This window comes from Variovorax sp. V35 (assembly GCF_041154465.1).
GTDB lineage: Bacteria > Pseudomonadota > Gammaproteobacteria > Burkholderiales > Burkholderiaceae_C > Variovorax > Variovorax boronicumulans.
On the sequence record NZ_AP028666.1, the window covers coordinates 3,925,412 to 3,937,891 of the forward strand.

16 protein-coding genes are annotated in these 12,480 nt (G+C 67.8%); 5 read left to right on the plus strand and 11 right to left on the minus strand.

The window, feature by feature from the left end:
- Nucleotides 1-55 precede the first annotated feature (55 nt).
- Nucleotides 56-976: a LysR family transcriptional regulator gene (locus tag ACAM42_RS18175; protein WP_369628945.1), complete on the plus strand. Its 921-nt coding sequence runs from the start codon at nt 56-58 to the stop codon at nt 974-976.
- Here ACAM42_RS18175 and ACAM42_RS18180 read toward each other — a convergent pair.
- Nucleotides 973-1,422 (minus strand): 2'-5' RNA ligase family protein, encoded by a 450-nt coding sequence (locus ACAM42_RS18180; RefSeq protein WP_369628946.1) that lies wholly within the window; start codon nt 1,420-1,422, stop codon nt 973-975. The two genes, ACAM42_RS18175 and ACAM42_RS18180, sit on opposite strands and share 4 nt — an antisense overlap.
- Nucleotides 1,423-1,757: 335 nt before the next feature.
- On the opposite strand from ACAM42_RS18180, the gene ACAM42_RS18185 reads away from it, so the two are divergent.
- Nucleotides 1,758-2,372, plus strand: a complete 615-nt coding sequence (locus ACAM42_RS18185; RefSeq protein ID WP_062477817.1) for a porin family protein — start codon at nt 1,758-1,760, stop codon at nt 2,370-2,372.
- Here ACAM42_RS18185 and argE read toward each other — a convergent pair.
- The 8 genes from argE to guaB all read right to left on the minus strand — a co-directional run bounded on the left by argE (nt 2,369) and on the right by guaB (nt 9,994).
- Nucleotides 2,369-3,475 (minus strand): acetylornithine deacetylase, encoded by a 1,107-nt coding sequence (argE, locus tag ACAM42_RS18190; RefSeq protein WP_062477820.1) that lies wholly within the window; start codon nt 3,473-3,475, stop codon nt 2,369-2,371. The genes ACAM42_RS18185 and argE overlap by 4 nt on opposite strands.
- 4 nt (nt 3,476-3,479) lie before the next feature.
- Nucleotides 3,480-4,403: a DMT family transporter gene (locus tag ACAM42_RS18195; protein WP_062477823.1), complete on the minus strand. Its 924-nt coding sequence runs from the start codon at nt 4,401-4,403 to the stop codon at nt 3,480-3,482.
- Nucleotides 4,404-4,405: 2 nt separating this feature from the next.
- Nucleotides 4,406-5,125: an alanyl-tRNA editing protein gene (locus tag ACAM42_RS18200; RefSeq protein WP_369628947.1), complete on the minus strand. Its 720-nt coding sequence runs from the start codon at nt 5,123-5,125 to the stop codon at nt 4,406-4,408.
- A 77-nt stretch (nt 5,126-5,202) separates the two neighbouring features.
- Nucleotides 5,203-6,033, minus strand: a complete 831-nt coding sequence (locus tag ACAM42_RS18205) for an AraC family transcriptional regulator (protein WP_369628948.1) — start codon at nt 6,031-6,033, stop codon at nt 5,203-5,205.
- 106 nt (nt 6,034-6,139) lie between these two features.
- Nucleotides 6,140-7,756, minus strand: a complete 1,617-nt coding sequence (gene guaA, locus ACAM42_RS18210) for a glutamine-hydrolyzing GMP synthase (RefSeq protein WP_159271746.1) — start codon at nt 7,754-7,756, stop codon at nt 6,140-6,142.
- Nucleotides 7,757-7,767: 11 nt separating this feature from the next.
- Entirely contained in the window at nt 7,768-8,202 is a 435-nt protein-coding gene (locus ACAM42_RS18215) for a type II toxin-antitoxin system VapC family toxin (protein WP_070060761.1), read from the minus strand.
- Nucleotides 8,199-8,447, minus strand: a complete 249-nt coding sequence (locus ACAM42_RS18220; RefSeq protein ID WP_070060762.1) for a type II toxin-antitoxin system Phd/YefM family antitoxin — start codon at nt 8,445-8,447, stop codon at nt 8,199-8,201. The genes ACAM42_RS18215 and ACAM42_RS18220 overlap by 4 nt, the downstream gene beginning before the upstream one ends.
- A 77-nt stretch (nt 8,448-8,524) precedes the next feature.
- Nucleotides 8,525-9,994 carry an IMP dehydrogenase gene (gene guaB / locus ACAM42_RS18225; protein ID WP_062477841.1) on the minus strand — a complete coding sequence of 490 codons (1,470 nt, stop codon included), beginning with the start codon at nt 9,992-9,994 and terminating at the stop codon, nt 8,525-8,527.
- Between the two features lie 128 nt (nt 9,995-10,122).
- Between guaB and ACAM42_RS18230 the strand changes: the two genes are divergently transcribed.
- Nucleotides 10,123-10,641 carry a DUF4124 domain-containing protein gene (locus ACAM42_RS18230; RefSeq protein ID WP_369628949.1) on the plus strand — a complete coding sequence of 173 codons (519 nt, stop codon included), beginning with the start codon at nt 10,123-10,125 and terminating at the stop codon, nt 10,639-10,641.
- 15 nt (nt 10,642-10,656) lie between these two features.
- On the opposite strand, the gene ACAM42_RS18235 is transcribed toward ACAM42_RS18230, so the two are convergent.
- Both ACAM42_RS18235 and ACAM42_RS18240 read right to left on the minus strand, forming a co-directional pair.
- Entirely contained in the window at nt 10,657-11,004 is a 348-nt protein-coding gene (locus ACAM42_RS18235) for an RnfH family protein (protein ID WP_369628950.1), read from the minus strand.
- Nucleotides 11,004-11,450, minus strand: a complete 447-nt coding sequence (locus ACAM42_RS18240) for a type II toxin-antitoxin system RatA family toxin (RefSeq protein ID WP_062477851.1) — start codon at nt 11,448-11,450, stop codon at nt 11,004-11,006. Before ACAM42_RS18240 ends, ACAM42_RS18235 begins: the two co-directional genes overlap by 1 nt.
- A 62-nt stretch (nt 11,451-11,512) precedes the next feature.
- Between ACAM42_RS18240 and smpB the strand changes: the two genes are divergently transcribed.
- Together smpB and ACAM42_RS18250 are read left to right on the plus strand one after the other, a co-directional pair.
- Nucleotides 11,513-11,989 carry an SsrA-binding protein SmpB gene (gene smpB, locus ACAM42_RS18245; RefSeq protein WP_062477854.1) on the plus strand — a complete coding sequence of 159 codons (477 nt, stop codon included), beginning with the start codon at nt 11,513-11,515 and terminating at the stop codon, nt 11,987-11,989.
- Between the two features lie 95 nt (nt 11,990-12,084).
- A complete protein-coding gene (locus ACAM42_RS18250) occupies nt 12,085-12,465 on the plus strand; it encodes a hypothetical protein (protein ID WP_159276896.1) in 381 nt (126 codons plus the stop codon).
- The last annotated feature ends 15 nt before the right edge of the window (nt 12,466-12,480 follow it).

Sequence of the window (12,480 nt, forward strand, 5' to 3'; positions counted from 1 at the left end):
TGACCAATAGAATCTGGTGAATCGGCTGTATCACCAGCATGAATAAAGGTGCGCCATGCAACTCAAGGACATCGACCTCAACCTGCTGCTGGTGTTCGACCGCATGCTGGCCGAGAAACGCGTGTCGACCGTGGCCGAGTCGCTGGGCCTGTCGCAGCCCGCCATCAGCAACGCACTGGCGCGCCTGCGCAAGCTGCTGGGCGACGAGCTTTTTCTGCGCACCGCGCGCGGTATGGAGCCCACGCCCTTCGCGCTGCAGCTGGCCGAACCGGTCGCTTACGCCATGGGTGCGCTGCACACGGCGCTCAACCAGCAGGTGGTGTTCGACCCCGCCACGAGCACGCGCAGCTTCACGCTCGCCATGACCGACATCGGCGAGATCTACTTCACGCCGCGCCTCATGGAAACGCTCTCGGCCGCCGCGCCGGGCGTGACCATCAGCACGCTGCGCAACAACACCGCGACCCACCTGCGCGACGACCTGGAGGCCGGCCATGTCGACATCGCCATCGGCCTGCTGCCGCAGCTCAAGTCGGGCGTGTTCCAGCGCCGGCTGTTCCTGCAGCGGTATGTGTGCCTGTTCGCGGGCACGCACCCGCTGGCGCGCAAGCGCAGCGTGTCACTGAAGGACTTCAGCGCGGCCGACCACGTGCAGGTGCAGGCCGCCGGCACGGGCCACGGCAAGGCCGACGACGTGATGGCGGCGCAGGGCATCCAGCGCCGCATCCGGCTCAAGGTGCCGCACTTCGTGGCCATCGGCCACATCCTGCAGTCGAGCGAAATGATCGCGACCGTGCCCGAGCGGCTGGCGCGCAGCATCGCCGAGCCCTTCGGCTTGGTGTGGCGACCGCACCCGGTGACGCTGCCGCAGATCGCGATCAACCTGTTCTGGCACGCGAAGGTGCACCGCGACCCGGGCAACCAGTGGCTGCGCGGGCTGCTGTTCGACACGTTTGCGGATCAGGACGGCGCCTAGGCGGGCCAGCGGCCCAGCACCTCGTGCACGCCCTCGCCCACGTGGCTGTCGATGAGCACCAGTGAGTGGGCGGCCCACCGCGCGGGCGCTTCGAGCGCGTGCTTTTCGAGCTTGCGCCGCGCATAGGCGACGGTCATGTGCGGCGTGAACGCGCGCGAGGGCTTCAGGCCGACATCGGCCAGCGCCTCGCCCAGGCGCTGCCTGAACGCGCGCAGGGCCGCGACGTTGGCCTCGTCGTCGGCGCACAGCACCAGCGCGCCCTTGGCGTAGCTCATGGATTTTTCGAAAACGACATCGAGCGCCGGCACGGGCACCGCGGCGGCCGCGGTCGATGCCTGGGCCACCTTGTCGGCGGGCACCTGGTCGTGGTTGCCGAGGTCGAACAGCGTGACGTGCAGGCGCTGCGCCTCGACCACCGTGCCCTTCAGGGCGTGTTGGGAGTTCATGCGCGCGCCGAGCGCGGCGATGGTTTCGGCGTCTTGCGGGGTGGGAAGCAGTGCGAAGAAAAGCGAGTGCGGCAGCGGCGCCTTGCGAGGGGCCTGGGTGCCGCGCGGTCGCGGCAGGGGCCGCGGCGGGGGATCGATTCCGGGAAGAAGAAGCTGAGCTGACATGTGTCGATCATCGCCCATGGCAGGGGCCCTTCATGAGGCCTTCAGCAAACGCGAAGCTCGTCTTCAGCTTGGTTTTTGAGAATCGTCGGACGGTGGCGGCAAGGCGAACAACGACACGCCGCCCATCCACGCATTCATTCAATCAATCGATCAACCAACAGGATCTCATCTTGACGAAAACGCAAGCCCGCCTCGCACTCGCAGCCCTCTGGCTCGGCACCGCCTCCGTCGGCGCCTTCGCCGCCGGTCTCGACAAGGACACCGGGCTGTATGTCGGCGGCGCCATCGGCCGCTCCAGCTACAGCCTGTCGTCCTCGAAAAACGCCCCCGTGCCCGTGCCATGGGGCGGCAAGAAGGCCGACAAGAGCGGCACGTCCTACAAGCTGTATGGCGGCTACCGCCTGACCGAGCACTTCGGCGTGGAAGCCGGCTACGCCCGCCTCGGCAGCGTGAGCCAATGGAGCTCGGCCTACGGCGGCTCCCGGCTGCAGACCGGCACCGGCCAGGTCTTCTACGCCGCCGCCACCGCCCGCATGCCGCTGGGCGACGCCTTCGCCCTCAACGGCCGCCTGGGCGTGGCACGCGGACGCATCTCCGGCGACAACAAGTGGGCCCCGGCCAACCAGCGCATTTCGGGCAGCGGCACGGGCCTGATGGTCGGTGTCGGCGCCGAGTACCGCATGACGCAGAACCTCGCGATCACCGCCGACTACGACTACTTCGGCAAGCTGTCGAAGCAGGCCAAGGGCGGGATGTTCACGGTGGGCTTGAAGGCGAACTTCTAAGCGGTCGCCGCCCAGGCGCCGACGCCGGCCAGGAAACGGTCGGCGGCGCGCAGTTCGCTGGCGGCAATCCACTCGTTGGGCTGGTGGGCCTGCGCGATCGCGCCGGGCCCGCACACCAGCGACGGAATGCCGGCCTGCTGGAAAAACCCGGCCTCGGTGCCGAACGGGATCTCACCCGGAGGCCACAGTGCGCCCCAGCGCCTGGCGGTCTCCGCGGCAGCGCCCTCACCTTCCTGCGCGCAGAGCGCCGGCACGCCGGCCAGCTGCGTCATCTCGACGGCCACCTCGGACGAAACGCCCGCGAGCAGCCGCGCCAACTCCCCCTTCACCATTGCCGTACTGGCCGCATCCGTCGGCCGGAACTCCCACGTCACTTCGCAGCAGCCGGGGACGATGTTGATCGCCGTTCCGCCATGGATGCAGCCGACGTTGAATGTCGTGCGGTTGCCTTGCGCGCGCAGCGTGTGCCCGAAGTGCGCAAGCTGCGCGATCAGCTGCGCGGCCGGCTCGATCGCGCTCACGCCCAGGGCCGGGTCGCCCGAATGGACCGGCCGCCCGCTGAAGGTGATGCGGTGGCCGAAGAAGCCGCGATGGGCCAGCCCCACGCGCATCTCTGTCGGCTCGCCGATGACGGCCAGCGTCGGTGTCGGCATATCGGCGCGCATCGCGGCGATGAGGCGTGGAACGCCGAAGCACCCGACTTCCTCGTCATAGGACAGCGCGAGGTGGATCGGACGGCGCAGTTCAAGGCTGCGCCATGAAGGCACCGCTGCGAGGCACGCTGCGATGAAGCCCTTCATGTCAGCCGCGCCACGGCCATGCCACCGGCCCTCGCGCTCAACGAGCTTGAAGGGGTCCGAGTCCCAGGCCTGCCCGTCGACCGGCACCACGTCGGTGTGGCCGGACAGCACGATGCCGCCCGCCACGTCGGGGCCGAGGGTCGCCAGCAGGTTGGCCTTCTGGCCGTCGTCGCTGGGGATCAGTCGCGCCTCGACGCCGTGCGCCGCCAGGTAATCGGCCACCCAGTGGATGAGGCCGAGGTTGGAGCGGTGCGAGGTCGTGTCGAATCCGACCAGGGTGCGCAGCAATTCGACGGTGTTCATCGGCTCAGGCCGCGACCTTCGCGCGCCTCGCCGGCTGGAAGGTCGTGACGAAGAAGCCGAGCAGGATCAGCACGATGCCTGCAATGTGAAAGCCGCGCACGGGCTCCCGCAGCACAAGGAACGCCAGCAGCGCAGTGAACAGCGCGACGAGATGGAACGACACGCCCGTCACCGTCGCCCCCAACGTCGCGACACAGCGGCTCCACAGGATGAAGGCGAACAGCGACGCGAAGAGGCCGATGTACAGCACCGCGCCCACCGAGGCCACGTCGGTCGGAATGCGCGCGCCGCGTGCCAGCTCGATCACCCAGAACGGCATCAGCACCACCAGCCCGGCGGCCATGGTCGCGGCCAGGAACACCAGCGGGCTGAGGGCCGCCGGCTTGCGCCGCAACAGTACCGAGTACACGGCGTAGTTGGCCACGGCCAGCAGCACCAGCAGCTCGCCGCCGCCCAGCCGCAATGCCAGCAGATGCGCCAGTTCGCCGCGCGCCACGATCCAGGTCACGCCGAGGAACGAGATGCCGATGCCGAGCAAGGCCTTCCAGGTGATGCGCTCGACACCGAGCACCACGGCGGCGAGCGGCACCATCAGCGGCAGCGTCGAGTTGAGGAACGCGACGCTGGTGGCGGGCACCGTCTGCAAGGCGAGGTAGCCGAGCGCGTTGTAGCCGGCGATGCCGAAGGCGCCGCACGCCGCGATCAGTCGCCAGTGCCGTGCAAGCAGCCCGCGCTCGCGCCACGCCTGCGCGCCGACGAACGGCGCCAGCACCGCCAGCGCCACGACCCAGCGCCCCACCGCGAGCGACACCGGCGGAAAGACCGGCCCGAGCGCACGCCCCAGCACGAGGTTGCCGGCCCAGAAGGCCGGCGGCACCCACAGCAGCCACACCGGATGCGCCCACAGCGCCAGCAGCGACCTGCGCATGCCTACAGCCCCTGCAGCCCGATGCGCACGCGGCGGTTGGAGCGCCCCTTGTTCTCGATCTTGAGAATCCGCACCGGCCGCGAGGCGCTGGTGGACGCGAGGTGCGTGCCGCCGCAGGCCTGCCGGTCGAGCCCGGCGATCTCGACGATACGGACCAGGCCCTCGGCCGAAGGCGGCGGCGCCACCGAGCGGGAGCGCAGCAGCCCCTGCTCGCCATGGGCGGCGGTGACCGACACGTAGTGCGTCTGCACCGCGAGGTCCTGCGCGATCACGTCGTTCAATTCGGGCTCGAGGGCGCGCAGGCGGTCGTTGTCGGCGCCGGGCAGATCGAAGTCGATGCGCGCAGTGCCGTCGTCGTTCATCTGCACGCCCGTGACCAGCGCGCCGTCGAAGTCACGGAAGACCAGTGCGTTGAGCACGTGCAGGTCGGTGTGCAGTTCGCGCATGCATTGCCGGAAGACCGGATCGACCTCGGCCTGGACGTCGCCCGTGACCTCGATGCGATCGGGCAGCTGGACCCAGACGAGGCCGCCCTCTTCGGAAAAACCGGTGACGGGCACCTCGCCGCCCCGCCAGCGGACGACGCCGCGGTCCGGCAGCTGCCCGCCGCCGCCCGGATAGAAAGGATGCTGCGACAGCCGCACGGCACCGGGTCGCGATTGAAGGACCTGGGCGTCCAGCCGCAGGATGTCGGCATGTTCCTGGCAGAAGAGTCGTGTCATGGGTGGCCTTGCTGAGAAGCCTCAGCATGGCAGGACGACCCGAAACGCTATTGGTTGAAATTGCGCCCGCGGCTCGATCAGTTCGCCCGGGCGCGCACGTACTGCAACGGCGTCATGCCGAAGGTGCGCTTGAAGTGCTTGTTCAACGCGCTCTGGTCGTAGAAGCCCGAGGCCAGCGCGGCCTCGGCCACGGGCTGGCCCGCATCGAGCTGCCGCAGCGCGGCCCGCAGGCGCAACTGGGTCAGGTAGGTGTGCGGCGTCAGCCCGAGCGTGCGGTGGAAGGCGCCGATCAGCTGGAAGGTCGTCAGGTCGGCGGCCTGCGCCATCTGCTCGAGCGTCAGCCGCTCGGCATGGCCGTCGCGCATCAGTTCGAGCACGGGCGCGAGCACGCGCACCTCCGAGGGCGCAGCCGCTACGCGCGACCCGGCCTGTCCGTGCGCGGCGAACAGCGCACCGAAGCTGCGCACCAGCAGTTCCTGGTGCAGCAGCGGATCAGGCTCTCCGTCTAGGGCGTAGTGCAGCGCCAGGAAGCGCGCGATGAGGTCCGGGTCGCGAAAGACGTTCGATGTGAAGTGCCGGGGCTGGTCGATGCCCAGCGACGCGAGCACGCCCTGAAGCCCCTGCCCGGCCAGGTAGAACGACCGGTAGCGCCAGCGCGGACTGCCGGCCATGCGGCCCGAGTGCGGCTCGCCGGGGTTGAAGACGAGCAGCGCCTGCGTGTGGGCCACATCCGTGCGGCCCCGGCTCCTGAACTCCGAGCCGCCCACTTCCGTGACCGCGACCACGAGGGAATCGTGCACGTGCGGAGCGTAGTCGTGCGTCGTGAAGTCGGCATGGAGCAAGTCCATGCCCGGCACGCCGGGTGCGTGCCAATACCGCGAGGTGTTGCGAGGATCGGAGCGGGCCAATGGGCGTCCTTTCGCGCGAAAGGCGGCGCCGCCGGTGGCCGCCGCATCAGGGGCGATTAGATCGCAAGCGGCATGCCAGCGCGGGCCTTGGCCCGCGCGATGGGGCTCACTCCCACTCGATCGTCGCCGGCGGCTTGCTCGACACGTCGTAGGTCACGCGGTTGATGCCCCGCACCTCGTTGATGATCCGGCCCGACACCTTCTTGAGCAGCGCGTACGGCAGCTCGGCCCAGTCGGCGGTCATGAAGTCGCTGGTCTGCACGGCGCGCAGCGCGACCACGTAGTCGTAGGTGCGGCCGTCGCCCATCACGCCCACGCTCTTCACGGGCAGGAACACGGTGAAGGCCTGGCTCGTGAGGTCGTACCAGGTCTTGCCCGATTCGTCGGTGAAGTTGCGCAGCTCTTCGATGAAGATCGCGTCGGCGCGGCGCAGCAGGTCGGCGTATTCCTTCTTCACTTCGCCCAGGATGCGCACGCCCAGGCCCGGGCCGGGGAACGGGTGGCGGTACACCATCTCGGGAGGCAGGCCGAGCGCCACGCCGAGTTCGCGCACTTCGTCCTTGAACAGGTCGCGCAGCGGTTCGAGCAGCTTCAGGCCCAGTTGCTCGGGCAAGCCGCCCACGTTGTGGTGGCTCTTGATGGTGACGGCCTTCTTGCTCTTGGCACCGCCCGACTCGATGACGTCGGGGTAGATCGTGCCTTGTGCGAGGAACGTGGCGCCCTTGTGGCCGCCGTCGCCGGCCTTGAGCTTGGCGGCCTCTTGCTTGAACACGGTGACGAACTCGCCGCCGATGATCTTGCGCTTGGCTTCGGGGTCGCTCACGCCGGCGAGCTTGCCCAGGAACAGGTCGCTGGCATCGACGCGGATGACCTTCGCGTGCAGCTTGCCTTCGAACATCTCCATCACCATGTCGCCTTCGTTCAGGCGCAGCAGGCCGTGGTCGACGAACACGCAGGTCAGCTGGTCGCCGATGGCACGGTGGATGAGCGCGGCAGCCACGCTCGAATCGACGCCGCCCGACAGGCCCAGGATGACTTCTTCGTCACCCACCTGTTCGCGGATCTTCTGCACGGCTTCGGCGATGTGGTCTCGCATGACCCAGTCGGGCTTGGCCTCGCAGATGCCGAGCACGAAGCGATCGATGATGGCCTTGCCCTGCACGGTGTGCGTGACTTCGGGATGGAACTGCAGCGCGTAGTAGCGGCGCGCCTCGTCGGCCATGCCGGCGATGGGGCAGCTGTCGGTGCTGGCCATGAGCTTGAAGCCGGGCGGCAGCTCGGTGACCTTGTCGCCGTGGCTCATCCACACGTTCAGCATGCCGAAGCCCTCGGGCGTGGTGAAGTCGGCGATGTCCTTCAGCAGCGCGGTGTGGCCATGGGCGCGCACGGCCGCGAAGCCGAACTCGCGCTTGTGGCCGCCTTCGACCTTGCCGCCGAGCTGGTGGGCCATGGTCTGCATGCCGTAGCAGATGCCGAGCACGGGAATGCCGAGGTCGAACACGGCTTGCGGGCACTTGTCGGTGGTCTCTTCGTACACGCTGGCGTGGCTGCCCGAGAGGATCACGCCCTTGAGGTGGCCGTCGGCCGCGTATTCGCGCACCCATTCGTCGGTGACGTCGCAGGGATGCACTTCGCTGAGCACGTGCGCTTCGCGCACGCGGCGTGCGATGAGCTGGGTGACTTGCGAGCCGAAGTCGAGGATGAGGATCTTGTCGTGTTGCATGGCGAAAGGACTCAGAGCGTTGAAATGTCGAACAGCTTGACGCCCGCGTGCGGCGCCGCCTGGATGAGGTGCTCGTCGAAGGTGGCGAGCGGAAGGTTGAGCGATTTGGCGAGCCAGAGGTAGCCCGCATCGTAGAGCGAGACGCCCGCGTCGATGGCCACGGCGAGCACGGCCTTGTGCTGGGCCGGCGCGAGGTCGTGCAGCTCCACGCGATGGCGGATGGCGTCGAGCACGCTCCACAGGCCCTCGACGGCCGATGCCGGGATGCGGCCGCTGCGCACGCCGTTGGCGAGGATGTTGGCGCACTCCCATTGCCAGGCATTGGGCGCCTGTGGCTCGACCTCGTCGCGGCGGATGGCGGCGTAGAGCCTGCGGGTGTGTTCGCTGGCCTGGTCGGGCAGCAGCCACGCGGCGGTGACCGAGGCGTCCATGACGAAGGCGGTCATGGCTGGCGTCCCTGGTCCAGGAGCTCGCGGGTGGTGGGGCCGGGCTGGATGGTGGCGTGCAGGGCGTCGATCTGCCCGAGCTCGCGGGCGATCTGCTCGTCGGTGATGACGGGCTTGCGGCGCACCGGCAGCATGCGCACGACTTCCTTGCCGTGGCGGGTGATGCGAACCTCCTCGCCCTTTTCGACCAGGTCGATCAGGGCCGAGAAGTTGTTCTTGGCTTCAGCGATGCCGATGGATTGCATTTGGGCCAGAAAATTTGAATCTGGCCCAAATTTTAAGCCGAGTCTGGCCTGACTTTCAAGGTCTGGCCAGATTGGACTTACTCAGCGCGGTAGTTCGGGGCTTCCTTCGTGATCTGCACGTCGTGGACGTGGCTCTCACGGATGCCGGCCGTGGTGATCTCGACGAACTCGGCCTTGTTCTGCATGTCCTCGATGGTCGCGCAGCCGCAGTAGCCCATGCTGGCGCGCACGCCGCCGGCCATCTGGTAGACGATGGAGACGATCGAGCCCTTGTAGGGCACGCGGCCTTCGATGCCTTCAGGCACGAGCTTGTCGGTGTTGGGGTTGCCGGTGGTCGATTCCTGGAAGTACCGGTCGGCACTGCCCTGCTGCATCGCGCCGATGGAGCCCATGCCGCGGTAGCTCTTGTAGCTGCGGCCCTGGTACAGCACGATTTCGCCCGGCGCCTCTTCGGTACCGGCGAACATGCTGCCCATCATCACGGTGCTGGCGCCGGCCGCGATGGCCTTGGCGATGTCGCCCGAGTAGCGCACGCCGCCGTCGGAGATCAGCGGAATGCCGGTGCCCTGCAGCGCGGTGGCGACGCTGTCGACCGCCATGATCTGCGGCACGCCCACGCCGGCGACGATGCGGGTGGTGCAGATGGAGCCGGGGCCGATGCCGACCTTGACGGCGTCGGCGCCGGCGTCGGCCAGCGCACGCGCGGCATCGCCGGTGGCGATGTTGCCGCCGATGACGTCGACCTGCGGGTAGTTCTTCTTGACCCAGCGCACGCGCTCGATCACGCCGGCGCTGTGGCCGTGGGCGGTGTCGACCACGATGGCATCGACGCCGGCCTTCACCAGGGCTTCGACGCGCTCTTCGGTGCCGTCACCCACGCCGACCGCCGCGCCCACGCGCAGGCGGCCGTTGGCGTCGCGTGCGGCATTGGGGAAGCTGGTCTGCTTGGTGATGTCCTTGACGGTAATGAGGCCCTTGAGCTCCCAGTCGCCGTTGATGACCAGCAGGCGCTCAAGCTTGTGCTTGTTCAGCAGCGCCTTGGCTTCGGCCAGCGTGGTGCCGTCGGGCACCGTGATGAGCCGGTCGCGCTGCGTCATGATTTCGCTGACGGGCACGTCGTAGCGGTTCTCGAAGCGCAGGTCGCGCCCCGTGACGATGCCGACGACCTTGCCGCCGTCGATCACCGGGAAACCCGAGATGCCGAGCTGGTCGGACAGTGCCATCACCTGGCGCACGGAGTGCGTCGGCGTGATCACCACCGGGTCGCGCAACACGCCCGACTCGTAGCGCTTGACGCGGGCCACTTCGGCGGCCTGTTGCTGCGCGGTGAGGTTCTTGTGCACGATGCCGATGCCGCCCTCTTGCGCGATGGCGATCGCGAGGCGGGCTTCGGTCACGGTGTCCATGGCCGCCGAGACGAGCGGCAGGTTCAGCGTGATGTTGCGGGAGAACTTGGTGGCGAGAGACGTGTCCTTGGGCAGGACTTGGGAGAATGCTGGCACCAACAACACGTCGTCGAAGGTGAGCGCTTTGCCGAGAAGGCGCATGGGTGAGGCTCCAAAAGACGGATTGTAACGAGGCCCTCGCCCGCTTCGCCGGCGCGGGTTCTTTTTGACCGTTGCAAAACCGCCTATTCCGGATGTTGCAAAAAGTAAGGCCCAGCTAAACTCCGCGCATGAATCTCCTGCATTGGCTGGTACTGGGTTGTGCATGCGCGCTGCCGCTCTCGGCGAGCGCGCAATGGCAATGGGTCGACAACAGCGGCAAGAAGGTCTTCAGCGACCAGCCGCCGCCCACCGACATCCCCGAGAAGAACATCCTGCGCCGCGCCGGCCCCTCGCCGTCGGCCCGGGCGCCCGCCCCGGTCACGCCGGCCGCCGAGGGAAGCAGCGAGACGGCGGCAGCCCCCAAGGCCGCGCCGCCGCCCAAGCCCACGGGCGTGGACAAGGAACTCGAGGAAAAGACCAAGAAGGCCGAGGCTGAGCAGAAGGCCAAGGAAGCGGCTGAAGCGGCAAAGATCGCCAAGGCCAAGGCCGAGAGCTGCGCCCGCGCACGGGAAGGCAAAGCCACGATCGACAGTGGCATCCGCCTCGCCAAGGTCAACGCCAAGGGCGAGCGCGAAATCATGGACGACGCTGCGCGCGCTGCCGAGCAGAAGCGGGTTCAGTCGGTCATCGACAGCGACTGCAAGTAAGCCCGCGACGGCCGCTCAGTAGCCGTCCTTGCCGCCCTTGCGCTTGTTCGCAAACAGGCCCGTGCCGCGTGCCCCCTGGCGCTGGAAGCGTTCACGGCGCGCCACCTTCGGATCGACCGCGAGCGGACGGCACAGCTCGATGCGGTCGCCGTCCTTCAACGGCTGCTCCCACGCCACCGCCCGGCCCCAGATGCCCGGCGTCATGGCATGCCGCCAGTCCAGGTCGGGGAAGCGCTGCATGAGCGCGCTGGCCTTCACCGCCTCGGCCACCGCGGTGCCGGGCGCGAGCTGCAGGACCTGCTCGAACACCTCGCGCGCCGCCGGCGAACAGCTCAGCGTGACCTCGATGCGGCGATCGGCCATCAGCCTTCGCCGTAGACCTGTTCGGCGCGCTTGACGAAGGCTTCGACCAGGCTCGAGGCGATGGTGTCGAACACCGGCCCCACCAGGGCCTGCAGCGCGAAGTTGCTGAAGCCGTAGCTCATCTGCAGCTCGACGCGGCAGGCGCGTTCGCCCTGCTCGCCCACGGGGTGGAATTTCCAGGTGCCGTCGAGGTTGGAGAACGGCCCGTCGACCAGCTTCAGCTGCACCTCGCGGCCTGCGATGTGCGTGTTGCGGGTGGTGAAACTCTGGTGCAGCCCGGCGAAGGCCAGGCCGACTTCGGCGGTCATGCCGCCTTCGTCCTGCTCGATGACGCGCGACTTGTCGCACCAGGGCAGGAACTGCGGGTACTTCGCCACATCGGTGACGAGCGCGTACATTTCTTCGGCGCTGTACCAGATGAGGACGGACTTGTGGACTGTTTTCATAGAATCGGCACAGCGTGCGCGACGGATTGTATTGAAGCCATGCGCCCCCAACTTCTCGAGCCATGGCCACCAAGAAACAAGACACCTCCTCCCGCATCGCCGACAACAAGAAGGCCGCCTACAACTATTTCTTCGAAGAACGCTTCGAGGCCGGCATGGTCCTCGAGGGCTGGGAAGTCAAGTCGCTGCGCGAAGGCAAGGTGCAGCTGACCGACGGCTACGTGGTGATTCGCGACGGCGAGCTGTTCGTGGTCGGCTGCCAGATCAACCCGCTCAAGAGCGCCTCGACGCACGTCAATCCTGATTCGGTCCGCACCAAGAAGTTGCTGCTGCACAAGGAAGAGATCAAGCGCCTCGTCGGCAAGGTCGAGCAAAAGGGCTACACGCTGGTGCCGCTGAACCTGCACTGGAAGGCCGGCAAGGTGAAGTGCGAGATCGCGCTCGCCAAGGGCAAGGCCGAGCACGACAAGCGCGACACCATCAAGGACCGCGAAGGCAAGCGCGAAGTCGAGCGCGCGATGAAGAGCCGCAACCGCTGATTTTTCTTTTTTTGGGCGGCATGGAATAAAACGCGCTCTGCGGGCGTTTGTGCGGTGTCATCGATCCTCGATGCCATCAACCCAGGAGTCTTTCCATGTCGCCTCTTCGCATGTCTTCCGTCGGCATCGCCGCCGCCCTGCTCGGCAGCCTGCTCGCCCTCCCCGCGTTCGCCCAGCCCAAGGCCGCCGATGGCGCGCTGGTCGGTGCGAACGGCATGACGCTCTACACCTTCGACAAGGACACGGCCGGCAGCGGCAAGTCGGCCTGCAACGGCGGCTGCGCCACCAACTGGCCGCCCTTCATGGCAGCCGACAGCGACAAGCCGAGCGGCGACTTCACCATCGTCACGCGCGACGACGGCAAGAAGCAATGGGCCGCCAAGGGCTGGCCGCTGTACTACTGGGTGAAGGACACCAAGCCGGGCGACAAGACCGGCGACGGCGTCAACGGCACCTGGAAAACCGCCAAGCCCTGACACGGACAGGCTCAC

Bases quoted from the DNA above. Each gene is read 5' to 3' on its own strand.
- ACAM42_RS18175 (WP_369628945.1), top strand. From the start codon at position 56: ATGCAACTCAAGGACATCGACCTCAACCTGCTGCTGGTGTTCGACCGC.
- ACAM42_RS18180 (WP_369628946.1), bottom strand. From the start codon at position 1,422: ATGAACTCCCAACACGCCCTGAAGGGCACGGTGGTCGAGGCGCAGCGC.
- argE (WP_062477820.1), bottom strand. From the start codon at position 3,475: ATGAACACCGTCGAATTGCTGCGCACCCTGGTCGGATTCGACACGACC.
- ACAM42_RS18195 (WP_062477823.1), bottom strand. From the start codon at position 4,403: ATGCGCAGGTCGCTGCTGGCGCTGTGGGCGCATCCGGTGTGGCTGCTG.
- ACAM42_RS18200 (WP_369628947.1), bottom strand. From the start codon at position 5,125: ATGACACGACTCTTCTGCCAGGAACATGCCGACATCCTGCGGCTGGAC.
- guaA (WP_159271746.1), bottom strand. From the start codon at position 7,756: ATGCAACACGACAAGATCCTCATCCTCGACTTCGGCTCGCAAGTCACC.
- ACAM42_RS18215 (WP_070060761.1), bottom strand. From the start codon at position 8,202: ATGACCGCCTTCGTCATGGACGCCTCGGTCACCGCCGCGTGGCTGCTG.
- ACAM42_RS18220 (WP_070060762.1), bottom strand. From the start codon at position 8,447: ATGCAATCCATCGGCATCGCTGAAGCCAAGAACAACTTCTCGGCCCTG.
- guaB (WP_062477841.1), bottom strand. From the start codon at position 9,994: ATGCGCCTTCTCGGCAAAGCGCTCACCTTCGACGACGTGTTGTTGGTG.
- ACAM42_RS18230 (WP_369628949.1), top strand. From the start codon at position 10,123: ATGAATCTCCTGCATTGGCTGGTACTGGGTTGTGCATGCGCGCTGCCG.
- ACAM42_RS18235 (WP_369628950.1), bottom strand. From the start codon at position 11,004: ATGGCCGATCGCCGCATCGAGGTCACGCTGAGCTGTTCGCCGGCGGCG.
- ACAM42_RS18240 (WP_062477851.1), bottom strand. From the start codon at position 11,450: ATGAAAACAGTCCACAAGTCCGTCCTCATCTGGTACAGCGCCGAAGAA.
- smpB (WP_062477854.1), top strand. From the start codon at position 11,513: ATGGCCACCAAGAAACAAGACACCTCCTCCCGCATCGCCGACAACAAG.
- ACAM42_RS18250 (WP_159276896.1), top strand. From the start codon at position 12,085: ATGTCGCCTCTTCGCATGTCTTCCGTCGGCATCGCCGCCGCCCTGCTC.